This is a genomic window from Ferrimonas sp. YFM (genome assembly GCF_030296015.1).
Taxonomy (GTDB): domain Bacteria; phylum Pseudomonadota; class Gammaproteobacteria; order Enterobacterales; family Shewanellaceae; genus Ferrimonas.
The window spans coordinates 902,907-927,341 of record NZ_AP027368.1 but is presented as its reverse complement, the minus strand read 5'-3'; the positions used below and the strand labels follow the sequence as shown (position 1 = coordinate 927,341).

24 protein-coding genes are annotated in these 24,435 nt (G+C 57.3%); 12 read left to right on the top strand and 12 right to left on the bottom strand.

From position 1 onward, the window contains the following. Nucleotides 1-20 precede the first annotated feature (20 nt). Nucleotides 21-3,971, top strand: a complete 3,951-nt coding sequence (locus QUE41_RS04440; RefSeq protein WP_286341727.1) for a zinc-dependent metalloprotease — start codon at nucleotides 21-23, stop codon at nucleotides 3,969-3,971. Nucleotides 3,972-4,345: 374 nt separating this feature from the next. On the opposite strand, the gene QUE41_RS04435 is transcribed toward QUE41_RS04440, so the two are convergent. Continuing rightward, nucleotides 4,346-7,801: a zinc-dependent metalloprotease gene (locus QUE41_RS04435; RefSeq protein WP_286341726.1), complete on the bottom strand. Its 3,456-nt coding sequence runs from the start codon at nucleotides 7,799-7,801 to the stop codon at nucleotides 4,346-4,348. A 23-nt stretch (nucleotides 7,802-7,824) separates the two neighbouring features. Next, entirely contained in the window at nucleotides 7,825-8,598 is a 774-nt protein-coding gene (locus QUE41_RS04430) for a hypothetical protein (RefSeq protein WP_286341725.1), read from the bottom strand. Nucleotides 8,599-9,496: 898 nt separating this feature from the next. Here QUE41_RS04430 and QUE41_RS04425 point away from each other — a divergent pair. Next, the gene (locus tag QUE41_RS04425; protein WP_286341724.1) at nucleotides 9,497-9,841 is read left to right on the top strand and encodes a hypothetical protein; all 345 of its coding nucleotides are present in this window, start codon (nucleotides 9,497-9,499) and stop codon (nucleotides 9,839-9,841) included. A gap of 60 nt (nucleotides 9,842-9,901) precedes the next feature. On the opposite strand, the gene QUE41_RS04420 is transcribed toward QUE41_RS04425, so the two are convergent. Next, a complete protein-coding gene (locus QUE41_RS04420; protein WP_286341723.1) occupies nucleotides 9,902-10,261 on the bottom strand; it encodes a hypothetical protein in 360 nt (119 codons plus the stop codon). A 237-nt stretch (nucleotides 10,262-10,498) separates the two neighbouring features. Between QUE41_RS04420 and QUE41_RS04415 the strand changes: the two genes are divergently transcribed. Genes QUE41_RS04415 through QUE41_RS04395 form a run of 5 tightly spaced genes read left to right on the top strand, consistent with a single transcriptional unit; the run spans nucleotide 10,499 to nucleotide 14,136 of the window. Beyond that, nucleotides 10,499-10,825, top strand: coding sequence for an HMA2 domain-containing protein (locus QUE41_RS04415; protein WP_286341722.1), 327 nt, complete (start codon nucleotides 10,499-10,501; stop codon nucleotides 10,823-10,825). Between the two features lie 13 nt (nucleotides 10,826-10,838). Beyond that, nucleotides 10,839-11,516, top strand: coding sequence for a hypothetical protein (locus tag QUE41_RS04410; RefSeq protein WP_286341721.1), 678 nt, complete (start codon nucleotides 10,839-10,841; stop codon nucleotides 11,514-11,516). Further along, nucleotides 11,509-11,820, top strand: a complete 312-nt coding sequence (locus tag QUE41_RS04405; protein ID WP_286341720.1) for a magnetosome protein MamC family protein — start codon at nucleotides 11,509-11,511, stop codon at nucleotides 11,818-11,820. The genes QUE41_RS04410 and QUE41_RS04405 overlap by 8 nt, the downstream gene beginning before the upstream one ends. Next, the gene (locus tag QUE41_RS04400; protein ID WP_028108637.1) at nucleotides 11,804-12,076 is read left to right on the top strand and encodes a YtxH domain-containing protein; all 273 of its coding nucleotides are present in this window, start codon (nucleotides 11,804-11,806) and stop codon (nucleotides 12,074-12,076) included. The genes QUE41_RS04405 and QUE41_RS04400 overlap by 17 nt, the downstream gene beginning before the upstream one ends. Beyond that, nucleotides 12,076-14,136, top strand: coding sequence for a heavy metal translocating P-type ATPase (locus QUE41_RS04395; RefSeq protein WP_286341719.1), 2,061 nt, complete (start codon nucleotides 12,076-12,078; stop codon nucleotides 14,134-14,136). The genes QUE41_RS04400 and QUE41_RS04395 overlap by 1 nt, the downstream gene beginning before the upstream one ends. 49 nt (nucleotides 14,137-14,185) lie before the next feature. Here the strand turns inward: QUE41_RS04395 and QUE41_RS04390 are convergent, their stop codons facing one another. Beyond that, entirely contained in the window at nucleotides 14,186-15,856 is a 1,671-nt protein-coding gene (locus QUE41_RS04390) for a methyl-accepting chemotaxis protein (RefSeq protein ID WP_286341718.1), read from the bottom strand. Between the two features lie 299 nt (nucleotides 15,857-16,155). Here QUE41_RS04390 and QUE41_RS04385 point away from each other — a divergent pair, with 299 nt between their 5' ends. After that, nucleotides 16,156-16,407 (top strand): hypothetical protein, encoded by a 252-nt coding sequence (locus tag QUE41_RS04385; RefSeq protein WP_286341717.1) that lies wholly within the window; start codon nucleotides 16,156-16,158, stop codon nucleotides 16,405-16,407. On the opposite strand, the gene QUE41_RS04380 is transcribed toward QUE41_RS04385, so the two are convergent. The 7 genes from QUE41_RS04380 to QUE41_RS04350 all read right to left on the bottom strand — a co-directional run bounded on the left by QUE41_RS04380 (nucleotide 16,400) and on the right by QUE41_RS04350 (nucleotide 21,432). After that, nucleotides 16,400-17,590 (bottom strand): methyltransferase, encoded by a 1,191-nt coding sequence (locus QUE41_RS04380; protein WP_286341716.1) that lies wholly within the window; start codon nucleotides 17,588-17,590, stop codon nucleotides 16,400-16,402. The genes QUE41_RS04385 and QUE41_RS04380 overlap by 8 nt on opposite strands. 62 nt (nucleotides 17,591-17,652) lie before the next feature. After that, nucleotides 17,653-18,024, bottom strand: a complete 372-nt coding sequence (locus QUE41_RS04375; protein ID WP_286341715.1) for a glutaredoxin family protein — start codon at nucleotides 18,022-18,024, stop codon at nucleotides 17,653-17,655. Nucleotides 18,025-18,170: 146 nt separating this feature from the next. Further along, nucleotides 18,171-19,004 carry a mechanosensitive ion channel family protein gene (locus QUE41_RS04370; protein WP_286341714.1) on the bottom strand — a complete coding sequence of 278 codons (834 nt, stop codon included), beginning with the start codon at nucleotides 19,002-19,004 and terminating at the stop codon, nucleotides 18,171-18,173. Nucleotides 19,005-19,009: 5 nt separating this feature from the next. Next, nucleotides 19,010-19,468 carry an OmpA family protein gene (locus QUE41_RS04365; RefSeq protein WP_286341713.1) on the bottom strand — a complete coding sequence of 153 codons (459 nt, stop codon included), beginning with the start codon at nucleotides 19,466-19,468 and terminating at the stop codon, nucleotides 19,010-19,012. Nucleotides 19,469-19,575: 107 nt separating this feature from the next. Continuing rightward, entirely contained in the window at nucleotides 19,576-20,172 is a 597-nt protein-coding gene (locus QUE41_RS04360) for an SOS response-associated peptidase (protein WP_286341712.1), read from the bottom strand. 2 nt (nucleotides 20,173-20,174) lie between these two features. After that, nucleotides 20,175-20,780, bottom strand: coding sequence for a DUF924 family protein (locus QUE41_RS04355; RefSeq protein WP_286341711.1), 606 nt, complete (start codon nucleotides 20,778-20,780; stop codon nucleotides 20,175-20,177). Between the two features lie 82 nt (nucleotides 20,781-20,862). Continuing rightward, nucleotides 20,863-21,432 (bottom strand): DUF4136 domain-containing protein, encoded by a 570-nt coding sequence (locus QUE41_RS04350; RefSeq protein ID WP_286341710.1) that lies wholly within the window; start codon nucleotides 21,430-21,432, stop codon nucleotides 20,863-20,865. A gap of 216 nt (nucleotides 21,433-21,648) precedes the next feature. On the opposite strand from QUE41_RS04350, the gene QUE41_RS04345 reads away from it, so the two are divergent. Continuing rightward, nucleotides 21,649-22,188, top strand: a complete 540-nt coding sequence (locus QUE41_RS04345) for a BPSL1445 family SYLF domain-containing lipoprotein (RefSeq protein WP_286341709.1) — start codon at nucleotides 21,649-21,651, stop codon at nucleotides 22,186-22,188. Nucleotides 22,189-22,231: 43 nt separating this feature from the next. On the opposite strand, the gene QUE41_RS04340 is transcribed toward QUE41_RS04345, so the two are convergent. Next, nucleotides 22,232-22,993, bottom strand: coding sequence for a sporulation protein (locus QUE41_RS04340; protein WP_286341708.1), 762 nt, complete (start codon nucleotides 22,991-22,993; stop codon nucleotides 22,232-22,234). Between the two features lie 71 nt (nucleotides 22,994-23,064). Here QUE41_RS04340 and yciH point away from each other — a divergent pair, with 71 nt between their 5' ends. From yciH to ruvX, 3 genes are read left to right on the top strand one after another with little or no spacing between them, the layout of a single operon-like run. Continuing rightward, the gene (gene yciH / locus QUE41_RS04335) at nucleotides 23,065-23,394 is read left to right on the top strand and encodes a stress response translation initiation inhibitor YciH (RefSeq protein WP_286341707.1); all 330 of its coding nucleotides are present in this window, start codon (nucleotides 23,065-23,067) and stop codon (nucleotides 23,392-23,394) included. Nucleotides 23,395-23,404: 10 nt separating this feature from the next. Next, on the top strand, nucleotides 23,405-23,968 hold the full coding sequence (locus QUE41_RS04330) for a YqgE/AlgH family protein (protein ID WP_286341706.1): 564 nt from the start codon (nucleotides 23,405-23,407) through the stop codon (nucleotides 23,966-23,968). Then, complete coding sequence (gene ruvX / locus QUE41_RS04325; RefSeq protein WP_286341705.1) at nucleotides 23,965-24,384, top strand: Holliday junction resolvase RuvX; 420 nt, start codon at nucleotides 23,965-23,967, stop codon at nucleotides 24,382-24,384. Before QUE41_RS04330 ends, ruvX begins: the two co-directional genes overlap by 4 nt. Nucleotides 24,385-24,435: the final 51 nt, after the last annotated feature.

Here is a 24,435-nt window from a genome sequence, read left to right as displayed (position 1 = left end):
TCTATTAAAAAGGTATCCCAATGTTTAAACGGATCGCCATTGCCGCCGCAGTGGCCGCCGCCCTCACCGGCTGCGGCACTGAAGACAGGCCTTACGACAAATTTGAGAGGCCTGCCGAAGAGATCTCCACTGCCTCTTTGGACACCGAATCCCTCTGGCTGTTTATGCCCTCCACCGGTGCCGCCCCCAGATATGCCATGACTCAGCGTGGCTTCTTCCAGGGCGACCCCAAGCTGGTCACCCTGCGCTTTGACGAGTTCAACGGCATCTACGCCGAAGAGGTGGACCGCGATAAGCTGTCCATGGATGGCGAGAGCCGCTGGGACTCGGACATCAACAAAGCCCCGGTTCTGAAAATTCCCGGTGAATTCCGTGAATACCGCTGTGCCCTCAACGCCTATGATGAGTGCACCAACAAAGAAGAGATCAACAAAGACGAAGACCGCGAGTGGACCGACGCCACTCACTTCGTGCCGGACTACGAAAAGGTTGCCACCCTGGCTCATGACAGCCTGACCTGGTACACCGCCAGCAACGTGGAAGAGACCGCCGAACCTCGTATCGTCTCCTACGAGTACAACGCTGAAGAGGGCGTGATCAACGTCGAGTTGGAGCGCACCTTTACCGCAGACCCAGAAGATCAGTACCAGTTCGGCAATGACCCGAAGAACCTGTCCTTCAAGACCCGCTTCTTCTACTCCCTGGTGAAGCTGGACAAGCTTGTCACCCCGGATTACCAGCCCATCTACTACCAGGGCCGTGACCGTGCCTTCTACGGCTTCTTCGAGGACAGCAAAGAGCAGCGTACCGCCACAGGTGAAACCAATGTTCAAGGCAGTGTATTCAGCCTGCTGAACCGCTTTGCCCCCAATCAGGACAGCATCGACTACTACCTGAGCGACAGCTACCACGATGAAGGCAACGAGCTGTACAAGCGCGTCACCATGGAGAGCATCGCCGACATCAATAAGTCGCTGGAAGGCACCGGGGTACCGCCGATTCGCATCGTCAATCCGGACAGCAAAGCGGGCGTTCATACCGGAGACCTGCGCTACAACGTACTGAACCTGATCACCGACCCTGTAGACAATGGCCTGCTGGGTTACGGCCCCTCCGCCACCAACCCGCTGACCGGTGAAATCGTTCACGCCCACGTCAACCAGTACGCCGGCGTCATCCGCGGCGCCACCCGCGCCATGTGGACCCAACTGGTGATGCGCTACAACCGTCAGGAGATTGCCCGTCCTGACGAATACAAGCCGGAGACTCAGGAGCCTGCCGACACAAATACCGAAGAAAACCTCGAGGTTAAGGCGTTCCGCGACATGCTAGCCGCAGACATGGGCGCTCCTATTGGTGTTCCAGAGTTGGCTGACAGCGAGATTGCCCAGGTTGCCGGCAGCACCATGGACACTCAACTGGCTGGCCACAACCACGCCGCAGAGAAAACCTGGAACACCCAGCACAAAGATCTGGCGATTCAATCTTTCAACAAGCATCAGCAGTATCTGGATATGCTCGCCGAACAGAATGCTTACGCGGTGGAGTTCATGTGGCTGAGCACCCAGTCCAAAGGATTGATTGAAGGCATCGATTATCTGGAGGGTGGCTACTTCGCCAACGAAGAGAACACCGAGCTGAAAGCCTGGGACGACTTGACCGCAGCCCAGCAGTCAGAGGTCAGCGACGCCATCGCCGCCCACATGTTCCGCTCCACCCTTATCCACGAACTGGGCCACAACTTGGGCCTGCGCCACAACTTTATGGGTTCAGTGGACAAAGCCAACTTCTACTCTGAAGCCGAAGCCAAGGCCAAGGGTATGGAGAAGGTGCCTGCCTACAGCTCCATCATGGACTACGCGGCCTCCATCTTCGATGAGCTGCCGACCTATGGTAAGTACGACATCGCCGCCCTGCGTTTCGGTTACGGCCGCCAGGTCGAAGCGGACCTGAGCACCACAGCCATCGATGAAGAGACCAACCAGCCCAAGACCACCACAGAGAAGAAGTACCTCTCTTTGGCCAAGCTGGACAGCGAACTGGCTGAGGACTTCAACGCCTACCCTCGGGGCATCGTCCAGCAGATACGAGACAACTATCTGGAGAGCGACGAACTTAAAAATATCGATCTCGGTGACAACCAGACTTTGGGCCTGACTCTGTACAACTTCTGTACCGACGAGCACACCACCACCTCGGTGCTGTGTAACCGCTTCGATGAAGGCACCAACATCAAAGAGCTGACCGATTTCCGCATTCAGCGCTACTACGACAGCTACGACACCATGAACCGTCGTAACGGCCGTCAGAGCTTCTACCAGTTCCATCAGTACAACTACTTCCTGAGCCGCTGGGATCAGTTCCTGAATATTCGTGACGTGATTGAAAACGTCGAAGAAATTGACTACCTGTTTGCCCGTTACCTGGGGGTCAGCAACACCAACGGTCGTGTCTTCAGTGAGATCTACGCCAACAGCTGCCGCGGTGTGCCTCGTGACACCATGACCAGCAACCTGCGTAACCTGTGTGATACCTACGACGCCGCAGTCACCGCTGCCGATTTCTTCATCGATGTAATGACTCAGCCTGACAAGGTGTGTGAACTGGAAGAGATCGCCCCAGGGGTACCTAACCGTTACCGCTTCGCCACCCTGTCCGACCTGTGGCGCACCTACGGCCCGGGCATGTCCGACAACCGCGACATACCCACTAGCTGTTACGACGACGAGCTGGTAGAGGTTCTGGCCAATCAGCAGAACAAGATCGTGGTCCGCTCCGAGACCCGAGATGGCCGTATCCAGGCTAGTCTGCAGGCCAACAACCCGCACCAGAGCTCTGTTGCTTCTGTCGACCTGCTGGGCGCCTGGCCTGACAAACTGCTGGCTGCCCAGATGCTGGTGCGCCGCGACAGCCCCTTCGTAGACACCGAGAACTCCAGCTTGGCGCTGATCGACATCGAAGGTAAGGTGGAAGATATCTACAGCCACCTCTCCTACTTGGCCGGCAACCCCACAGCCCGCCAGCCGGTGTTTGTGGACAAGGATGGCGAGTATGTGGAGACCGTCGATCGCTACGTGCCCAGCCTGGGCAAGATGATTGACCAGTCGCCCTCCTACCTGTGGCCGATGAAGCACTTCTTCGGTTTCACCGATCAGGACTACTATGACCTTTGGTACGACCCAGCCACACCCGATACGCCGACCCCTGAATTCCGTGCGCTATTGAACAACCTGCACAGATACGCCTGGGCGAAAGAGTATGGTCTGAGCGACAACGCCCTGGGCCTGATCGACGCCATTGGCCTGCGCAGGGCCGGTCCTTACGTGGACACCGAGGGCGCCATCACCTTCTCCTGGAAGGCAGACAACTTTGTGGCCACCCGCCGCAACCTGCTGGCCCAGGCCATGGCTACCCGCGCCCTCTACGGTGACGAGCAAAAGCCCCAGGTTGAACGCCTTGGTGGTGTTGGCTACCGGGTACGCAACGCCCTGAATGTGTTCCGAGCTGCCCGTGACCACCACGAAGCACGCCTGATCGCCATCGCCGATGCGGACGCTCTGAAGCTGATGCAGGAAACCACCGGGTTTGCCCGCTTCTTCCTGCTACGCAACAACTTCAAGGAGTATGAGATTGTTCGCAACCAGGGCCAGGATAACGAGACCACCTTTAAGTGTCGTCGCCTGGAACTGGACAGCGAAACCGAAGCCCAGCGCCTGAACCGCAAGTGTAACTCCCAGGAGTCTCTGGAGAACGCCCTGCAGTCCATCGACCGCATCGATGACGCCCGTCTGACGGAGATCTACAACCTGGCCACCACCTTCGGCGACGCCATCGAGTCCAACAATCAGTACTCCACCTACCGCAAGGATGCCGAGGTCTACGACTACGACCCTCAGCTGCTGCGCCTTTGGAGCACCAACGAGTACGTGGATTATCGTCGTGCCTTCGAGCAGTTCCCTCTGTTCAACTAGGGCAACTTAGATTGATAAGCAAGCCGGCCCCTCTGGGCCGGCTTTTTTATTTCTGCTCACATGCAGTTCACAGGCTCAAAAAGACTCGAAGACAATCTCTGTGCAAGCGGGAGATGGTTCGAGCACGCAGCATCGGGAGCGCATTTCCAACAAGCTAAAAAGAACCGAACACAACAGCTGTCTTGCTGCTTGGCTCCACCCTTGTCCCCAAGGTTACCCTGACTCATCTCCTCAAAGCTCAGAGCCTCTACCCAGTGCCAACGAAATTCAGAGGGAAGCCGTGGTGTCATCGGCGATGACATACAGCCCAGAGGCCGGACAAAAGAAAAGGGCCGCGAATGCGGCCCTTAGATTTCAATACAGGTTCTGATGGATTACAGAACAGGTAGGTAGGTCAGAACGCGGTAGTCACGCTCCAGTTGCGCCCTAAGGTGCTCTTCTAAAGTACGACCATCAAGCACCCGGGTCAGATCGATACCAGAGTCGGGAGCTAAAATCGCTTCCACACTTTGAATTCTATCGATTAACCCAATAGCCAGAACGTTTTCTTCAGTAGCAACATAGATGCGACCGTTGTGGGTGATCTCCGCTTTCTTGGCCAATGAGATATTGTTCCAGTGAATACCCACGTACTCTCGCCATTTACGCGCTTTCTCGTATCCCTGATAATCACTATCTCGCGATGCCATAGACACTTGACGAAGCATCATCTCCAGCAGATTACTTTCCCCCTTGGGGTAACCATTACGATCAGTGCTAAAACCGAAGTAACGAGCAACACTCCGAGCGTAATTAGGGAGAGGCTCAATGCTGCGATCCGCAAAGTCACTGTATTCCGGCATATATTTACCCAGCTTACCGCTGGTGCCGCAAGTATCTCTCAATACGCTGGATTCTCCCATAACCGCTCTGCAAAGCATGTCCTCAAACACAGGCTGAACAGAAGGCAGGTCGACTAAAGCTCGATTACTCAATCCGCTTGAGCTGCGCTCCGTAGTACGTGTAACCAGTGAACGTACTGCAAGCAATTTATCTGGCCACACGCCAAGTACATCGCGTTCATTGACATAAGGATGATTGGGCGAGGACTTTGGCGCCTTCATGCCATTCAGCAAGCGACCGCTTAACTCGATATCAGCAATATAAAATTGCTCCTGAATTGCCTCAGAGAAGCGTGACTTCAAAATCAGCTCTTTCAGGACCTCAGGAGAGTCTGTTGCGTTGAGAATAACTTGGCCCGGCTCAAATTGTTCACTGAGCTGACCGGAGAATCTCAGATAAGAATCCAGCACTTCCCTCAGGTTAAAGGTCAAACTACCGGCAGGGGAGTCATCGCTTTTAGCTCTAAAGTGCGCACGAATGGTCGCATCATTCTCACCCATTAGGGTCAAGAACAGGTCCGCGGCTTGCTCCTCGGCTCGAACCATCTCGCAATACCAAGCGTCTTCATTGGAGGCAGCCAGCTCTCCGCACCAACGAACGAAGGTGTTCTCAGGCAGAGTGAAGAGCTCCTCATAGCTGGTAACGTCTTCAACAAACTGACGAATATCATTGAACAGATGCTTGCGACCAATGGCGTAGCTCAAGGTATGATCTTCAAACAAGGTCTGACGATTATGCCTTAGGTTAGCGGTTTCATAGCTGTCCTTATATCGTTCAATGTAAAATTCAGAAATCTCCTCCAGGGTGCCGCCAGCATCGCTGCGGTTACAATTGGAGTTGAGGGTGACATGGCCGTCAGTGCAGAAGTTGTATCTACGCAGCTCATTCTTTTGTTCGATGTTGTACAGCGCACCAAAGCGGGTTTCACCGTTGACAATGCCTTTGGCCAGCTCATCACGACGCTTGGCATCCTCCTCTTTCAGGGAGACAAACTCGCCGTCCTTCTTCTCCACTTCACGAGCATAAGCAAAGCGCAGGGCCGCCAGATCGTAGGGTTCGAAGGTGGTGGCAAAACGGTTGACGTTGTAGTCCATCTGGCTGGAGAACTCGGCGTTCACCGTCAGGTCCGGGTAGCCGGCTGCGGTAAAGGCCTCATCCATCATCGCCATCTGCTCTTCGGTGAACAGGTTCTCCTTGTCCGTACTGCCGGAGAAGTTGTGGCGCAGGCCGAAGTTGTGACCCAGTTCATGGGTCAGGGTGCCGGCAAAGGCCTGAGCAGCCAATTTGGTGGTCAGCTCATTCTGCAGATCCACAGGCAGGGTTTCAAAGGCAACCAGCTTGCTGCCCACTTCACCGTTTTCCCAAAGCTCGGCTCGCTTCCAGTCAATCTTGTGATCCTTGATGCCCGCAGGCAGCTGACGTGCGGCACCGCCAACAGCATAGACATTGTCCAGGTGCATCATGGTGTTTTCGGACCAGTAGTCGCGGGTCTCGCGATCGTAGTCCACCAGCTCGTCGAACTCCTGGCTCTCCTTCACCAGCTTGGGCAAAGTCGTGGCCTTGGCCAGCAGAGTCTGCTCAGGTTGCTCGAAATTGGCAGCGTCCACCTTGTCCACGGGAGCCGGCTTACCGGTATTGACGTCGTTGCTGTTCTTGTACTCAACACCGGTCAGGGCGGTGGCGGTTTCTGCGTCCAGACGACCACGGTTGTAGTCCAGGCGTACCTGGCGGTAATAGCGCACCGCACCCTGCTTCAGGTTGGAGCTGTACTGGTTCACCCGGCCGCTGACAATCTCACCGGTCAGGGGGTTGGCGGCAGAGGGGCCGTAACCGGCCAGACCGTTGTCCAGGGGTTGATCGAACAGGGTGATGTGGCTGTAACGCAGGTCGCCATGACGCTTGTCATTGGCCTGCTCCAGCTTGATCTCAGGGAAGCCGGTCTTGAACAGTTTGTTCTGAATATTGATGGCGGTAACACTTTCGTTGGCCGCATCCAGATACGCCTTGTTCTTGGCATCGAAGAAGTTGTTGCTCAGGTAATAGGTGATGCTCTCCTTGGCAGGATTGAAGCGATTCATGTAGGTACGGACATAGCCGTCCACACCGTCGCTGTCGGTGGCATCACGATAGTGATGATCGGAAGTGAAGTAACCGTAGGTACCCCGCTCATCCTCACTGTAGGGAATAGCCTGATAATCTGGGCTGGCCAGCTTATCCACCGCCACAATGGAGATGTACTCTGTGGTAGTGAAGGAGAGGTTATCCAGGCTGCCGTTGTAGAACTGATTCAGACAGGAGTCAGAAGCGGTGTAGGTGTGCTTGATCTCGAAGTTGATCACCCCCTCTTCAAGATTCATCTCATAACCCTTCCAGCCTCGATCCTCATCTCGAGCCAGAGTCACAACCTCTTTGTCCTCTTTTACACATTCCCCAAAGGTAAATATGTCCTCGATCGACACTTCATGGACACTGGTTTTTTCAAACTGAGGAACGAAGTAGCGCTTCTGATGCCACTCGAGGTCTTTGTCCTCGTTCTCCTCCTCTTCGTTGATGCACTCACGCCACTTATCTTCTTTACACTTGAAATCGATATACTGACCTGCAATGGTCACTACTGGCGCCAGGTTGTTGTCGGTGTCATACCGACCTTCATGGCCGAGACCAATGTTATCGCGGTCTAATTGCAGTACCTGAATACCACCTTTAACTTTTTTAAGGGTCACCAGCTTGGGGTCGCCCTGGGTAAATCCGCGGATAGCGGCGGCATAACGTGGCGCCTGCCCAACACTTCGGATGTAGAGATATTGACGCTCACCGGCTTTCTCGATGGCCGCAGTGGTTATCTGCTTCTCATCCTTGGGCAGTTCCTTGTAGGGCTCCTCGCCCGCCCCGCAACCAGACAGTGCCAGAGCACTGGTGATCGAGAGGCACAAAAGAGATTTATTCATCATATCCTCTTAGCTTGATTGCCTTAGAAATATTGTGTTATCGAAAGAGTGAAAGTTGAGCTTCGCTTATCGAAGATCTCAAACTCTTGAGAAGGACCCCTCTCGGGGTTATAGAATCGGCCACTGTTATTGTGAGCCACAGCAAGAATCAGATTCTTCTTAATCTCCCAGCCCAACTCCTGAGCGAAGAAGAATTTGTCGTCTAATTGCTTACCGTAATAATTTTCGCTCCAGATATGCTGATAGGTCAGTTCCAGATACCAATCGGGATAGAACTGCCACAGAGCATCAGCGACAATATCGTATTGATGCTCTGTTAAAACACGCTGCCCGGATGTTTTGTATTTGTAATCATTGTATCTATATCTTGGAGAGACATATAAATACCAGTCATCGCTTGGGTTCCAATATAGATAGCCACCCAATCTGAATGCGTATTCAAAGTGATCCAGCTTGGAATAGTGGTTACCGGGAAGAATGGCAGCAAGGCTGCCTCTTAAAGACCACTGTTCATCAAACTTGTACTTATTGGTACGAAACTCAATCATGGGATCGTAGAAAGTCGACTCCTGACCATGCAGGGTTTCCTGTTCACCACCCACGGTAAGACGGTACTGGCCATAATCTGTCTTATAGCCCAGCCTGGCGTTCATATAGAAGGACTCATATGCATGATATGAGTCTGAACTATAAACATTTCTTGTGTATCCGCCACCGACATACCCGGACCAGCGGGAAGGCTCGTCCTGAGGCAGGTCATAGTCTATGGCGGCAGACGCTGCGGCAGTCCAGAGCATCATAGCTCCAGCCAACAGCCGCCCAGTTGTAGGGCTCCGACGTCCGCCAGAAAGAGGTAGTCGTGTTGATTGCATAGCTCAACCTATTTTTGTGAATATCAAGTAAGAACAGAATCGCCAAAATGCTATGGCAAGCCTTTAGCTGGCAGAAATTTGGTTCTTTTGGGCACAAAGAAGCCGGACAGCAGCAAAAAGGTAAGCTGTCATCAAAAAAGAGTGCTCCGTGAAAACAACCTGCCCATTAAAATGTGAAGCAAAACCACCAGGCAATAACCGACTACTCTAATGACAAACAATGTCTCAGGCAGTCATGTGAATCTTGAAGATTGTTTTATGAAGCGTTAGTGAGCAACACCAGTCGATGCTTAAGTGTGTGCCAGTCTAATTTAGCTTTATCTAAATGTTTTTAAATCCAACGGAGAATTTAATTCAGGCTCTTGATTTGGCCTTTGTGAAATTATTAACAACTGCCCTATTCATAGGGTGAAGGAAGTTTATAGATCACTAATAATCAAATTCACATCAATGATTTTTTAACCCCGAAAAAAACAACATTTTTTTGAATTCTAATTTGCTGTACAACAAAGCGTCAAGACAACTGCATCCCCTGCCGCCTTCATTTCACATCAAGTTCCAAATAATGTGAGCATCAGCACCAAAACACCGCAACATGGTAAGAAAATGCAAGCGAGAAGTAACAATGCGCACACCCCATCGCAACAACCACTTTACCAAGCCGAAGGTTTACAGCGAACAAAAACCGGAAATCAGCTGAAAGTCCCACCCCAGGAACTGAGATCCGACCTCATTGTGGGGCAACAACCCTCTGGTAATTTTGTCTCCCACCCATTAAGATAAATGAGAATCAATTTCAGTTGGGTGATGTGCAGTGTCATCATTGAAGAAGCTCAAAAAGCTCACCAAGGCGGGTAAGTTTCAAAAACGCCTCGCCAAGGCTGAGCGCCCCTTAAGAGAGCTCAACCCTGAGCTCAGGGCGATCACCCTGCAGGCAGGGCAAAGCGCAGTGCGAGAACTGATGGCACCACTCAACCCACTGCTCAGTTGGTTTAACGAGGGAGGCATCGAATTCTCCTCCTCGGAAGCGAGCACCCCACAGATTCAGTCCATTCGACAACCGGCACGTCCCCTCACCATGCTGCCACTGAAATCTCCGCCCTGTAAGCGCTGCCCGGCCCTGATGGGCGGCCAATGTAAGTGTGCCGTCAAGAAGTTTGCCAGTTGACCGAATTTCAGGCACAAAAAAACGCGCTCAATGGAGCGCGTTTTTTTGTTTGATCTCAAATCAGGCGAACGCCAGCGCCTTCACCACCGTTGGGCCCATCAAACGCTTCAATGCCAGCACAGCCACCCCTTTGACCAGGGAACGAGAGCCACTGCGTACCGCGTTTTCCACAAAGGCGCTGCGACTGTCTGAGCGCAGCCAACCATGGCTCTCCACTGTCTCCAGAAGATCATCGGCGGTCAGCTCATTGTGGTCAAAAATAAGTGTCACCGAGCCGGCGTAACGGCGATGTCGCACCTCCAGTACCGCATCGATCTGACGCAGCTGCTCCACTAACCCCTGCACCTCTGCCGGGTTATTCAGGACATAGTCGGAGCGAATGCGCAGACGACGATCCGTTTTGTGGATGTAAGTGGACATGACAACCACCTTAAATGAGACTGATTTGCATTTAATGTATCCCATCCCCTGCTGAAATTCAAAGAAAAATCACCGGCCTTGGGTCAACATCACAAAGCTCGTGATGAGATTGATTTTTGTTTGCCCTTTCACTCCATTTGAGGGAAACAAGAACCCCCTTTTGACTTCGCGCAACACTCTTTACAGAGCCCCATGCAAGAATCCAACTCTTACCACTAGCGAAAGCGATTGAATGACATGCCAAATACGGCCACAGAAATAGTAAAGCTCAGGCAGTGGGTCCACGTTGCCCACCATATTCCTGGCCGAATCCGGCTTAAGTTCAACTCGGCCCTGGTCACTCAGATGGCCAGATTCAAGACAGAGCAGATTATGGAGCAGGCCAATCGCCTGCCCCCCTTAAAAAGGTTCCAGCTCAATACCGGCTCTAACAGCCTAATCCTTGAGTATGACCACGGCACCATCCATCCCGGGTTACTGGACAGGCTGTTCGGCGAATGCCAGATGGGCGCCGAGCAGGCCTGCCAGGAGCTGATTGACCTTTTAGCGCCACATTACCAATAAGGACGGTTACATCATGAGTAACAAAGACGAGCAAAACATGGCTTACCCCCCATACGGTTATCCTCCTGTGTGGCCCCCCCATCCTATGCATGGCTACCACCCTCATCCCATGCACGGCTATCACCCCCACGCCATGCCACCCCAAGGCTATGGTGTGCCGCCCCAGGGCCAGCCGCAAATGCCCCATGGCTATCCGCCGCATCACCATGGCATGCCACCACACGGCGGCCACCATGATCACCACCACGGCGACCCACTGATGGCCCAGTCTCAGCAGATGCTGGAAGGACTGATGGGTGATCAGGCAGGCATCTTCAAGGATCTTCTGCACAAGCTGGGTGTGGACGACAAAGAGTTCTGGAAAGGGGCGATGATTGGCGCCGCTGCCGCCTTGATTCTCAGCAACGAAAACGTCCGCGGCAACCTGATGAGCATGTTGGGCAATGCCGGCGATCTGCTGAAAACCGGCACCGACAAGGTAAAACAGACCGCCACCCAAACCGCCTCCAACATGACCAGCAACGTCTCAATGGGCACCGATGTGTTTAAAGACACCCTGGCCGCCGGTAAGGCGGGCTTCAAGGAATCCGTCGAGCGCCACCGCGCGCCCGAGCCTCAAGCGGCGCCACAGCAGGAGTCTGCCCCTGAAGCCCCTGCGGAGCCTCAGGTAAAGGCTGAAGCCAATGAGTAACAGCTCTCGAGAGCTGAGTCCCGCCAGCCGGGCGATGATCGCCAGCGCCCTACTGGGCGGCACCGCCTCTGCGGCTGGACAGTGGAGCGCCTATCAGCGCGGTGAACTGCAGGTCAATGAGCTTGCCGCCAAGACGCTGAAGGATGCCGCCAAAGCGGGAGTTGCCGGAGGCATGGCCACCGCCGTTGCCAGCCGCATGGCTGGACGCCCCCTGCTGTCCCTGGCCACTGTGTTGTGCGCCGGCGCCGCCAGCCTCTACCTCATCGATGAATTAACGGACAATTCCAATGAAAAAAGTGCCTAATCCCTATTACCCCTACGGCTACCAGCCGCAGCAGCCTTACCAACAGCAGAACACCCGTACCCACTTCGTCTCTGGCCTGCTGGCCGGTGCCGCCGTGGCCTACCTGCTCTCCAACAAGAAGGTGCAGCAGGGCGTCGCCTCCGCGGGCAACCGTGCCTGGTCCACTGTGCGTGGCGAAGTGGAGGAACTCAAGGAGCGCCTGGAAGACACTCAGGCCGAGCTGGAGTACTACCGCAACCTGCACAAGGAGCAGTGATGACTCAGTTTGTGGTCAAACACCACATACCTGGACGCATCCGCCTCAAGATTGAGCTGCTGGCTTCTCTAAAGGGCTGTGGCGACTGGCTGAAAAGCGGACTGCTCTCCCTGCAGGGGGTGCACTCTGTCCGCCTGAATGAATACGCCCGCTCCCTGGTGATTGAATATGATCACCAGCTGCTGGAGCCGGCGGACATTCAGGCCAGACTGGAATCATTGGACTGGCAGGCGGTGGAACATGCCGACGGCGAGCACCAATACACCCGCGGCGATATTGCCCTGAACCTGATGGGCTTTCTGGCCGCCGGGCTGCTGCCCAAACGCTACGCCTCCCTGAGTACCGCAGCGCTGATCACCCCGACCCTGGAGGCCGGGGTTGAGCAGCTTCGGGATCGCACCCTGGGCGTCGAAGTATTGGATGCGTTCGCCATCGGCCTCTCCGCCTGGCGCGGGGATCACAAGACCGCCATGCTCACCCAGACCCTGCTCTCCACCGGCGAGTATATGGAGCAGCTCACCAGTCGCAACAGCGACAAGCTGCTGGCCGAACTGATGCAGCCCAAGCACACTCAGGTGTGGGTCATCCGTGACGGTCAGGAGATACAGGTCAGCTCCGAAACTCTGGTCGAGGGCGAACTGGTGCGCCTGGGCCCAGGCGACATGGTGCCCGCAGACGGGGTGATCACCCAGGGTGAATGTCTGGTCAACCAAGCCTCGCTCACCGGCGAATCGGTACCGGTGCGCCGGGAGGACAGCGCCTACCTCTACTCAGGTACCGCCATTCACGAGGGCAATGTCACCCTCAAGGCGGAAAAGATCGGCTGTGACACCACCACAGCACGCATCGCCGCCATCATCGCCCAGTCGCTGGGCGAGAAGAGTCAGACTCAACTGGCGACTCAGGAGATGGCAGAACGCCGGGTGAAGATCACCCTGGCCATCGGCAGTGCCGTGTTCGCCATGACCGGCGACCTGGAGCGCCTGGCCTCGGTATTCCTGGTGGATTACTCCTGTGCCCTGAAGCTGTCCACTCCGGTGGCCTTTAAGTCGATGATGTACCGCGCCGCCAAACAGGGCCTGCTGCTCAAGGGCGGCCGGGCCATGGAGAACCTGGCTGAGGTGGATACCGTGGTGTTCGACAAGACCGGCACTCTGACCTATGGCGACCTGGAGGTGACCGACGTCATCTGCCTGCGCGAACAGGAGAACGCCCGGGAACTGTTGGCCATTGCCGCGTCGGTGGAGGAGCACTGCAACCATCCCCTGGCCCAGGCTGTGGTCAATGCCGCCAAACACCATGCCTTACCCCACATCGAGCATGGTGAAGTGGAGTACGTGATCGCCCATGGCCTGAAGAGTTCCATTGACGGTCATCCCCTGGTGATTGGCAGCCGCCACTACCTGGAAGCCCATGAGCAGGTGGACTTCAGCTCGCTGGAGCAGACCATTGCCCAGTTGGAAGCGGAGGGCAAGCACATGCTGTTCCTGGCCAGTGGCAACCTGCCCATGGGGGTCATTGGCCTTCGGGACACCCTGAGGGAAGAGGTCCACGACGCCCTCAAGCGCCTGAGGGATAAAGGCATTCGCAATCTGGTCCTGCTCACCGGCGACACCACGGCCAAGGCCCGTCAGGTCACCGAGGAGCTGGGTTTCGACATGTTCTTTGCCGAAGCCACCCCAGACTCCAAGGCGGACGTGGTCACCAAGCTGCAACAGCAGGGGCACAAGGTGATGTTCGTCGGCGATGGTGTCAACGATGCCCCCGCCCTGTCGGCTGCCGATGTAGGCCTGGCCATGGCCACAGGCACCGACTTGGCGCACCTGGCCGCCGATGTGGTGCTGATGCAGGATAGCCTGCTGGGCATTGCCCAGGCCAGAGAGCTGTCCCAGGAGGCGATGGCGCTGATTGACAGCAACATCCGCCTGGCAGAGGTGGTCAACAGCGGCATTATGCTGGCCGCGGCCATGGGCTGGCTGCGTCCCGCCACCAGTGCCCTGCTGCACAACGGCACCACCCTTGCCGTCATCAGCCGGGCCATTGCCGCCCGTCAAGGCTAGCCTGAAACCCCAAAACTAAAAGGCCGGAGCTGTGACTCCGGCCTTTTTTCTATCCCGTTTCCGGTAACCTGAAATGATCGATGGCGGTTCTCAGCTGACTGGCGGTGGCCGTCAGTTGTTCACTGGCCGCAGCAACCTGCTGGATCTGCTGGGCGTTGCCCTCTGAAGCATCACTGACCCGCACTACGTTGATGTTGATCTCCTCCACCACCCCACTCTGCTCCTCCGCGGCGCTGGCGATCTGGGTGTTCATCTCGTTCACCCGTTGAATCGCATCATTCATCTGCGACATCAGCTCACTGAAGCGACCGGACAGCTCTATGGTGCGCCCGCCAAGGTCGCAGCTGCGCTGGATGGTCTGCACCGCCTCATCGGTTCCGGAGCGGAACTGCTCAATCATCGACTCAATCTCCGTGGTGGACTCGTGGGTGCGCTGAGCCAGATGCCGTACTTCGTCGGCCACCACCGCAAACCCCCTGCCCTGCTCCCCGGCCCGTGCCGCCTCGATGGCTGCATTGAGCGCCAGCAGATTAGTTTGCTCGGCGATCCCCTTGATCACCTCCAGCACGGTGCCGATGTTGTGGCTGTTCTGCTCCAGCGCGCCCATCACCTCGCCGCTCTGATTCAGGCTCTCCACCAGCTGTTCCGTGTGCCCCATGGCCTCCAGATTGGCCTGCTGGCTCTGTTGAGACCTCTGGGTCGCTTCACCGGTGGCCGCCTGGGTGGCCGAGGCGCTGCGTGCCACCTCCTGAGCGGTCGACGCCATCTGATTCACCGCAGTGGCCACCTGGGTCACCTCATCGGTCTGGCGACTGACGTTGTTCTGAACCTCACAGCTGCACACCGACAGAGAATCTGAGGCCTGGGCCACCTCCTCGGTAGAGTGCCTGACACCAATGAGCAGCTGAGCCACGGTGTTGCGGGTCTTCTCCATGGCGCAGAGCAGCTCACCCAACTCGCCGGGCTCATCTTTGGCGACGGGCCGACTGAAGTCACCACCGGCAAGATCGTGCAGGGCCACCAGACCTTTGTCCAGCCCCCGCATGATCGCCCTGGAGAACCACAGCACCATGGCACAGGCGATCAATAGGGAGACCAGTGACGCGGACACCGAGATATATTCCAGGCTGGTGGCCTCTCCCTCTATGTCCCCCAAAGTTGTTTCGGTCAGCCCCGCCAACTGATGCAGCAGCTCCTCCACCTCAGTGGTCAGGGCCTGAGCCTCCTGTTCCACCTGGCCGGAGAGTGCTTCTGCCTGACTGATAGCCCCCTGTTCCAGGTGTTCAAACACTTCCTGAACATGCTCCACCCAGGTGTGATGATGGGCGCGAAGCTTCACCAGCGAGGCGCCAAGGAGCGCCATATCGCCGGTACTGCCCTCGAAGAAGCGACCGGCACGGCTGAACTCCCGTTCAATCTCCTGATTCATCGCCCAGAAGGCCGCAAGGGAGGATTGGTAGCCCGACACCGCCCCCTCCTCAGAGGAAAGCTCCAGGGCATAACGGAATCCCCGCTCAAACATCACCTCCTGCTCCAGCTGCAACTCGGTGATGCGGGTGGCCGCCGCCACCACAGGCATGTTCCTGTGGGCCACTTCACCCAGGTGCCCCTCCAGGTTGGTCAGCTTAATAAAGACGGTCGAGGTGGTGAGCAGTTGAATGCCGCAGATCACCACCACCAGAAGCACCAGGCGTTGACGGATACTCAGGGTGTTAACCATGGGCGCCTCCCCGTTTTGGGTGGCCAACCATGATCTGCGTGTGATCTGCAGGTTGAAAAACTGGGGCGGGCACCGCCGCCCGCCCTAAGAGGGTTTCTCTGTGCAACATTGGCCACATCCTTGTGATTCTCTGCGCTGACAACCCGGCACTCCCGCCAAGTCAAAAAAAGCCGAACTCTGTGCCCGGCATATCAACAAGATTAGCAGAGCTGTCAGAAATGCAAGGCGATTTCCCACTTCGCGCCGCGCCCCTCTCTGGGATACACTGCCTAGCCTGTTTCACCAGATACCCGGATTCCATGGCCAGACCCAACAGCAAACTCCCGGACCGCTCTGTCCAGATCAGCTGCAGCCGATGTCGTACCCAGCTGCTGCGATACCGCAAGGGGGGCAACGGTGCCCTGGTGAAGTGCTTTATGGAGCGGATTACCGAGGATCACACCCAGGAGCCGGGGATCTGTCCCGGCTGCGGCAGTCAGTTTGGCCGCCAGACCCTGATCCGGGGTGTGCCTGCCCTGAAGATGGTCGGGGGCAAGGTCAGGGTCAAATAGCCTTGCTGAGGGTCGCCTGAATCAGCAGGTTTCTCGGGGTGGCGCTGCGCTCACAGAACTTAGTCAGGGACACCTGGTATCCCTGCTCTTCAAGAAACAGCACCCTGTCCAGGGCCAGCCAGATCTCCAATGGACGACGAAACAGCTGACGCACGGTTTCCATCTGCTCCACCAGGCTCACTCTGACCTCCCCTTTCTCAAGAAAATCACCGGCCCGGGTCAGATCCAGCGGCAGATTCTTACGCTCGCAGGCCCAGTGACAGAAGGCTTCAAATCCCTGATCCAACACCGCCTTGGGCACGGTGGGCAGAGGCTGGTATCCGCTGCCACCCTGACTGCGCTGAAGGGAATCAAACCCAAGACGATAGCTGAGTTCCAGCCGGCGGCGGCGTCGCACCTGGGGCGGGGCGGTGACCGTCTCCTGCAGAGGCAGCTTCAAGTCCATCTTGCTCAGACTCAGGCCAGTTGCCTGGGCCGCCCGGGACTGAGGCTGATAACTGTCCTGAGGGATCAAATGGTAACAACAGGGGGAGAGGGAGATGGACCTGGTGCGACGCTCTGCCCCATGGCGCATCAGGGCCAGGTGCAACTCACCACAGGCGTGCAGTGCCACCGCATGCTGTTCACCGGCAAGCAGGGAGGCCGCATCGGCCGCCAGGGCATCGCCCTGAACAAATCGCTGCGGCTGACCGCTTTTCGATGCCAGCATCGCCCCTTCTTCGCACAGGGTCTGTTGCCACTCCAGGCTGACGACGTCGCGACCGCTGGTCGCCGCCAGCACCCGTCCCAGATGGCCTTTACCGGCGCACCACTCCAGCCAGGGCTGGTCGTCACTGTGCAGCGCAGAGGCAAAGGCGGTGATCTGCCGCCACTTTCGCCCAGGCACACCAGAGTCGAGACGGGATGGGTAGCGAATCTCACGACTTTCACTGTCGTCGACGGCGGCCAGAGAGCCTAGCTCGACGGTAAAAGGCAGGAAGGGGGAGAGTTCAGCGTGCAGTGTCGGCAGATCCTGGCGCAGCGCCACCAGGGTCTCGTCGGGCTGGTTTGCCAACCAGGTACACAGAGCAGGAGCCGACTCCAGCCAGGGCAGACTCAGCTGCTCGAAAGGCACAAACTGCCACCAGTGGCGATGTGCCTTCAGCAGTTCAGTGAGCCGGTGAAACCTTTGAAGATGATCCATGGGCACCCAGGGGCGTAAAAAAGCGGCCATTGTAGCCAAAGCCCCCGGGGCAGGAAAGGGGATCAGGCAGTGCCGTAGCGCTTATCCAGATAGGCGATGATGTCACCAGACTCCAGCATCCACTGGCTGCCTTCGTCACCATCAATGCGCAAACAGGGCACCATCACCTTACCGGCGTTCTGCTCCAGCTCGGCGCGGTATACCGGGTGACGATTCACATCCCGGGTCTCGATGGGCAGGTTCAGCCGATGCATGGCACGGCGTACCTTGATGCAGAAGGGGCAGGCATAAAACTGGTAGAGAGACAGGCTTTGTACCTCTTTGGCTACCCTGGCCTGCTCCTCCGGAGAGCGTTTAACCGGCCTGGGGCGAGTGAGCACATCGCCCAGAGCTATGGTGCGGCCCAGGCCTTCACGTACAATTTTCAACAGCATTTGCGGGTCCTGTAGTGTTTGCTTGGCGCCATTGTACCTAAGGCGCGCCCAAATGGGCAGAGATCACATTCCCCCCGCCAAACGTGAAGCGGGCCGCCATCGCGACCCGCCTTGCTGTTCAATCCTGACTCTGCTCAGGAATGGGACTACTGATGATCGGCCGGCGACCTGGCCGGCAACTGCTGAACATGCAGATCCATCTGGGGATAGGGGATGCCGATGCCGGCGTCGTCCAGGGCAACCTTGATGTTGGCCATCAGCTGGAAGTAGGCGTTCCAGTAATCTGCGCCCTTGACCCAGGGACGGACCACGAAGTTAACACTGGAGTCCGCCAGCGCAGACACTTCGATGGTGGGCGCGGGATCATCCAGCACATACTCGCAGGCCTTGACCGTATTGGTGAGCACTTCACGGGTCTGACGCAGGTCGGCATCGTAAGATACACCAATGACCAGATCCACTCGCCGGGTGTCTTTGGCACTGTAGTTGACGATGACGCTGCTCATCACCGCCGCATTGGGGGCGATGATCTTCTTGTTGTCCGGGGTCACCAGGGTGGTGGAGAAGATGGAGATCTCCTCGACCACACCGGCCACTCCTGCGGCCTCGACGTAGTCTCCTGCCTTGCAGGGACGGAACACCACCAGCAGGACACCGGCAGCAAAGTTGGACAGGGAGCCCTGCAGAGCCAGGCCTACCGCCAGGCCGGCGGCACCCAACACGGCAATCAGCGAAGCGGTCTGCACCCCTAGCTGCGCCAGAACCGCCACCAGGGTCACCGCCATGATCATCACCGAGACCAGGGCACCGACAAAACTGACCGCGGTCTTCTCGACGTTACGCCGGGTCATCACCGCTTCCACAAGCTTACGCACCAGTTTGCTGACCCAGCGACCCACAATGAAGATCACCAGGGCGAATACGATATTTAGTCCATAGGCCATCGCCAGTTCAGGCAACTGCTCCATCCATGCTTCCATTTTCCCTAGTCTCCCTTAATCAGTTTTAGGGTTACGGGCTGGGCCACCACCTCCACACGGCGATTGGCAGCCAGTCCTTGGTCATTTTCCTTCAATGGCTCACTCTCTCCCAAAGCATGTAGGGAGAGAGAGCGGCGATCGACGCCAAAATTCAACTGCAGAACGTCGGCAACCGCCTCCGCCCGGGCTCGTGACAGAGTCTGGTTGGTGCTGGCACCACCCCGCTCATCGGCGTGCCCCTTGACCACCAGTTGATGCCCCTGCCATTTGTTCATCCAGGGCTGCAGCTTCTTGAGCTGATCCTGACGCACTACCGATGAGCCGCTGTCAAACAGCAGCACCACAGTGCGCGCCTCCTGAGCCGCCTGGGCCGGGCAGCCATTGCCGCTGGCCACGGTCGCCGATGTCCTTGGGCAGGCGTCCTTACTGTCCGGGACACCATCCCCGTCTCTGTCCCCGGCCATAACCGGGGCTACTAACACCAAGGTACAGCACAAACATCTGATAAAGAAAGTCATATCTCGCTCCTGGCTCCATCTCAAAGATAGACCAAGCTGAGGCAAAAGGCAGGTTAAAACAGCTGTCCCTGGGCGGGACCACCGCCAGGGTGGGCAGCCACATCGAAGCAGGAGAGAGCGGCGCCGAGCTCGCCGCTTTGTAACCAGGCTCTGGCGGGTGCCCCCAACAGGGCCACTGGCATCCTGTGATGGTATTCGGAGAGATTTTGGGTGGCAGCCTGGGTAATGAGCACCACGGCGCCGTTGGGCAGGGACTCTGCCGGTGGCCACCAGAGTCCGGCAAAACTGAACAGCGGCGCAGGACGAGGTGCAGAGAAGCGGTAGGCCTGCTTGCCGCTCCCCTCTTTGCGCCACTCGAACCAACCCGAGGCGGGGATCAGGCAGCGCCTGCGCGCCAGAGCCTGACGAAACATCGGCTTTTCCGCCAGGGTTTCACTACGGGCATTGATGACGGGTCTGGACAACCCGGGATGAGGCAGGCCCCACTGGAACTGCCTCAGGCTGAGCTGGCCATCGAGTTCCAATACCGCCGAGACCAGATGAGTGGGGCGAATCTCCCCCTGGGGCTCCAGCTCAAAGGTGCCGCCATTCATCCCCAGCTGATCCCGGGTATCGTAGCCATCACAGGCCTGGAAGAAGCGACCACACATAATTACTGGCCGAACCTGGGGGCACCGTCGGCAAGATAGAGGGCCTCTGCGGCACTGTTTTGCCGCCCTAATACCTGATTCCGGTGGGGAAAACGGCCAAAGCGTTCGATGATTTCCAGGTGCAGCTGCTGAAACTTCAGGGTGCCTTCGGCTTCGGTCAATGCCCGGTCGGTCAGGCCCTGGGTCAGGTCAGTCAACAATTCGACGCCAAGACGCTGGTCGTCCAAAGACTCGGAGTGTTGCAGCGGCATATAGAAGAACTGCTTTTCCGACAGGCTGAGTTCATCATCCATACCGGAAGCGATCCCCTCCCGGCACAGAGCAACCGCCCTGGCATCCCCGGAGAAGGCTTCGGCCCGGCCCCGATACAGGTTGCGGCTGAACTGGTCCAGGACGATGATCAGGGCCAGACGCCCCCTGGGTTGCTCAGCCCAGTCGTCCAGTTCACCTATCAGCGCCCGCTGATGCAGCTCACCAAAATGAACCCGGATCTCCTCATCGATCACCTCTCCGGCACCAAACCACAGCTTGCCTTTCGGCTCTTTAGGCAGGCCCTGCTCCAGCTCTCCGAACCAGAAAAACAGCACCTGTTCGACTTCTGGATTCATCCCATCTCCTTGTTCAATGACCAAAGTCTGGTTCTGTATTCAGAGCAAAAAACAGGCCGACTTTCAAGTCGGCCTGGGTGAATCACTTCTCTTTGCCTGGTGGGTAGCCCTCGAAAATGGCGGCAACCACCTTCTGAACCTGCTCGGTTCGCTTCTCCGGCGTCAGGTTCTTCTTCAGGGTGTCGGTGCCACTGCCACGCCACAGCAACTGTTTGGTCTTGGCATCAATGATGTCGATGATCAGGGTACCCTCTTTGTACTCGCGAACCCGGGTGTCTGCCTGGACCCCGGTGCCCCAGTAGCCGTGACGGCTGTGGTAGTAGGGGTAGTAGCCGAAACTGGTGTAGAAGGTGTCGACATCGATCTTCTTCTCAACCTGAGTCAGGTAGTTCACCAGCACCTGGGCATCACTGGCGGGCACCTGGGACAGGCCCGCATTGGTCAACTGGGAGGTCAGGGCATCGCGAATGCGACGATCGTTGAGTCCGTCCATCTGGTACTTGGCGGAACCGCTGTCCGGGGTGGCTTCCACCCAGGCCCACTTGGTGAAGCTGTCGAACGCCACCTTCTCATCGTAGTCGTACTCGGTGCTGACCGAGCTGCAGCCCGCCAGCGCCAAAATGCCAATCCAAAGAAACGCGCGCTTCAACATAGTGGGATCCCTATCCGTTAATACACTGTTTATGACCTTAACACAGGGATTCAGGTTCCCTAAAGCCCTTCTGACCTCTCAGCCAGCCGGGGTTCAGCATGACACTGTCACTCTGGTTCCTTTCCCAAGACTTCCTCATGCACTCATTTGGTTGTCTATACTTTTTAACAACTTATTAGGATAGCACCCGGATCATAGCCTTAGGAGTAACAGAGAATGAGAGCGCTGAAGATATGGCTGTTCGCACTGATGACCATGACCCTTGGATTCGGTGCCCAGGCCGCCTCAAAAACCGAGATCGACGCCAAGGTAAAGGGCGCGCTGCAGCAACTCTATAAAGAAACCCCGGCGGCGAAGGAGCTGGTGGCGAAAGCCAGAGGCGTGCTGGTGATGCCCGAGGTGTACAAAGCCGGGTTCGGCATCGGCGGCGAATATGGCGAGGGCGCCCTGCTGATCAATGGCGCCCCAGCCGACTACTATGCCACTGCGGCGGCCTCGTTCGGCCTGCAGGTCGGCGCTCAGGTCAAGAGCCAGGTGGTGCTGTTTATGACCTCAGAGGCGTTGGACAACTTCCGTAACAGTCAGGGCTGGAAAGCCGGCGTGGACGGCTCGGTCGCCCTGGCCACCCTGGGGGCGGGCGGCACCTTCGACAGCAACACCCTGAGGCAGCCGATCATCGGATTCATCTTCTCGAATAAGGGACTGATGTATAACCTCACCTTCGAAGGGTCCAAGTTCACCAAGATCGATCGCTGAACACCTGAAACTGGCGAATGCCGGGGCTCAGCGCCCCTGAAGGTCAGTCCACCAACAGCTGTTCTATGTGCTGCTGCAGGTTCTCCACCAGTTCCGGGGTGAGCCTGCGGCGTTGCCGGTCTCCGCTCTCCTCCAGGATGCGACTCACCGCCGCCGCCATGCCCCGGCCGGTGCGGGTCACCTCCGCATGCAGGTAGAGTCCCCCCTCTGCCGGGACCACCGCCAGCTCCATCTCCTCGATGCGCCCCTTGAATGGCCCCTCGCCCACACTGTAGTGGAACATCTGCAGGTAGGGCGCCGTCACCCTGGCCATGGAGGAGACCGCTTCGGTGTGCACCAGATCCTGGATAAAGCCCAGCCGGGTTATGGCCACCAACAGGTCTGCGACCAATGGCTGGGGCACCACCTCAAACAGATCCTTATCGCTGGGGTCTCGGGCCTGACGGATATCCAGGCCGGTGGAGAGCCACACCTCGGTACTACCCAGGGTCAGGGGGGTGAATTCCGGCAACTGGAACTCTATGGGGATCTCCAGCTCCTCCCGGGCGCCAACGGTCATCGCCACCGGCAACTGGAAATGAGCCAGCTCCACCTCCTGGGTTTGCACCTGGCCATCCTCTCTCTGCTGGTAACGGCAGTGGAGGGAGAAGTAGACCCCATGGATATGCTGACCTATGGTGCCTCCCTTGGCCAATACACGGGCGGTCACCCTCTGACCGGGCGAATAGCTGTCGGAACTCAGCAGGGTATCCACCTCACAGGAGCCCATGCCCATGGAGGAAAGCAGTCGGTTGAAGAGGGACATCGGCGCAGATTTTCCTTTTTCTTCTGTGATTTTGATAAACTGACAGGCCCATACCTGATAAGCCGCAAGATATGATCTCTAATCAAGACTCGCAACTGGTATATAGCACTGACCAGGGGCGCATTAGCCAGGAAGAGACAAAACCCCAACCGCCTCAGGGCGATGGTTGGGTTCGCATCCACCTGGACAGAAAGGGCCGCAAAGGCAAAGGAATGATGGTGGTGAAGGGGCTAGGCTTAGAAGACAAGAAGCTCAAGAAGCTGGCCGCCACCCTGAAGAAGAAGATGGGTGTCGGCGGTGCCGTCAAGGAGTTCGACATCGAGATCCAGGGCGACAAGCGGGATCAGCTCAAGCAGCTTCTGGAGCAACAGGGCTTCAAGGTCAAACTGGCGGGAGGTTAAGGAGTTACCCATGCAAAGCCTGAAAGATCACCTGTTGATCGCCATGCCCTCACTGCAGGACAAGGTGTTCAAACGCTCGGTTACCTACCTCTGCGAACACGACGAAGAGGGGGCCATGGGGCTGATCATCAACCACCCCATTGGACTGGCACTGGACGAGTTGCTGAAGAAGATGGAGCTGCAGGAGGAGGGATTTGTCCTGCCTGCCAGCCTGGCCAACCAGGTGCTGCTTGGCGGGCCGGTCACGCCGGATCGCGGCTTCGTGCTCCACAGCAGCGAGCGCAACTTCGCCAACAGCCGCCGCATCAACAATGAGCTGACCGTCACCTGCTCCAAGGATGTCCTGGACAGCCTGGGCCAGGGTCAGGCTCCGGACCATTATCTGGTGGCCCTGGGCTATGCCGGCTGGGAAGCGGGCCAGTTGGAACAGGAGATCCTCGAAGGCTCCTGGCTGACCATTCCTGCCACCCCGGAGCTGCTGTTTGAAGTGCCCCACAAAGAGCGCTGGGCCGCCGCCACCCGGGCCCTGGGCATCGACGCCTGGCAACTGTCCGGGGAGATTGGCCACGCATGAGTGACACCATTCTCGGATTCGATTTCGGCACCAAGGCCATCGGCGTGGCCATAGGTCAGAGCATCACCGGCACCGCCCAGCCTCTGTGTGGCCTCAAGGCCAACGACGGCATCCCCAACTGGGATGAAGTGGCCAATCTGTTTGCCGAATGGCAACCCAGCTTGGTGGTGGTGGGCCTGCCCCTGAACATGGACGGCACCGAACAGGAGCTGACCCTGAGGGCGCGCAAGTTTGCCAACCGCCTCCATGGACGTTTCGGGGTCAAGGTGGTCACCCAGGATGAGCGCCTGACCACCACGGACGCCAAGGCGCACCTGTTTGAGCGCCGCGGCTTTCGCGGCCTGAAAAAGTCTGCCATCGACGCCACCTCGGCCGCCCTGATCCTCGAGGGCTACTTCGAGTCCCTCTATGGCTAACCCTTCCGGAATCAAAAAGAGGACGCCACGGCGTCCTCTTTTCATCTCTGG

Coding starts and splice junctions, on each gene's coding strand:
- QUE41_RS04440 (WP_286341727.1), top strand. CDS start 21: ATGTTTAAACGGATCGCCATTGCCGCCGCAGTGGCCGCCGCCCTCACC.
- QUE41_RS04435 (WP_286341726.1), bottom strand. CDS start 7,801: ATGAATAAATCTCTTTTGTGCCTCTCGATCACCAGTGCTCTGGCACTG.
- QUE41_RS04430 (WP_286341725.1), bottom strand. CDS start 8,598: ATGCTCTGGACTGCCGCAGCGTCTGCCGCCATAGACTATGACCTGCCT.
- QUE41_RS04420 (WP_286341723.1), bottom strand. CDS start 10,261: ATGTCCACTTACATCCACAAAACGGATCGTCGTCTGCGCATTCGCTCC.
- QUE41_RS04415 (WP_286341722.1), top strand. CDS start 10,499: ATGCCAAATACGGCCACAGAAATAGTAAAGCTCAGGCAGTGGGTCCAC.
- QUE41_RS04410 (WP_286341721.1), top strand. CDS start 10,839: ATGAGTAACAAAGACGAGCAAAACATGGCTTACCCCCCATACGGTTAT.
- QUE41_RS04405 (WP_286341720.1), top strand. CDS start 11,509: ATGAGTAACAGCTCTCGAGAGCTGAGTCCCGCCAGCCGGGCGATGATC.
- QUE41_RS04400 (WP_028108637.1), top strand. CDS start 11,804: ATGAAAAAAGTGCCTAATCCCTATTACCCCTACGGCTACCAGCCGCAG.
- QUE41_RS04395 (WP_286341719.1), top strand. CDS start 12,076: ATGACTCAGTTTGTGGTCAAACACCACATACCTGGACGCATCCGCCTC.
- QUE41_RS04390 (WP_286341718.1), bottom strand. CDS start 15,856: ATGGTTAACACCCTGAGTATCCGTCAACGCCTGGTGCTTCTGGTGGTG.
- QUE41_RS04385 (WP_286341717.1), top strand. CDS start 16,156: ATGGCCAGACCCAACAGCAAACTCCCGGACCGCTCTGTCCAGATCAGC.
- QUE41_RS04380 (WP_286341716.1), bottom strand. CDS start 17,590: ATGGATCATCTTCAAAGGTTTCACCGGCTCACTGAACTGCTGAAGGCA.
- QUE41_RS04375 (WP_286341715.1), bottom strand. CDS start 18,024: ATGCTGTTGAAAATTGTACGTGAAGGCCTGGGCCGCACCATAGCTCTG.
- QUE41_RS04370 (WP_286341714.1), bottom strand. CDS start 19,004: ATGGAAGCATGGATGGAGCAGTTGCCTGAACTGGCGATGGCCTATGGA.
- QUE41_RS04365 (WP_286341713.1), bottom strand. CDS start 19,468: ATGGCCGGGGACAGAGACGGGGATGGTGTCCCGGACAGTAAGGACGCC.
- QUE41_RS04360 (WP_286341712.1), bottom strand. CDS start 20,172: ATGTGTGGTCGCTTCTTCCAGGCCTGTGATGGCTACGATACCCGGGAT.
- QUE41_RS04355 (WP_286341711.1), bottom strand. CDS start 20,780: ATGAATCCAGAAGTCGAACAGGTGCTGTTTTTCTGGTTCGGAGAGCTG.
- QUE41_RS04350 (WP_286341710.1), bottom strand. CDS start 21,432: ATGTTGAAGCGCGCGTTTCTTTGGATTGGCATTTTGGCGCTGGCGGGC.
- QUE41_RS04345 (WP_286341709.1), top strand. CDS start 21,649: ATGAGAGCGCTGAAGATATGGCTGTTCGCACTGATGACCATGACCCTT.
- QUE41_RS04340 (WP_286341708.1), bottom strand. CDS start 22,993: ATGTCCCTCTTCAACCGACTGCTTTCCTCCATGGGCATGGGCTCCTGT.
- yciH (WP_286341707.1), top strand. CDS start 23,065: ATGATCTCTAATCAAGACTCGCAACTGGTATATAGCACTGACCAGGGG.
- QUE41_RS04330 (WP_286341706.1), top strand. CDS start 23,405: ATGCAAAGCCTGAAAGATCACCTGTTGATCGCCATGCCCTCACTGCAG.
- ruvX (WP_286341705.1), top strand. CDS start 23,965: ATGAGTGACACCATTCTCGGATTCGATTTCGGCACCAAGGCCATCGGC.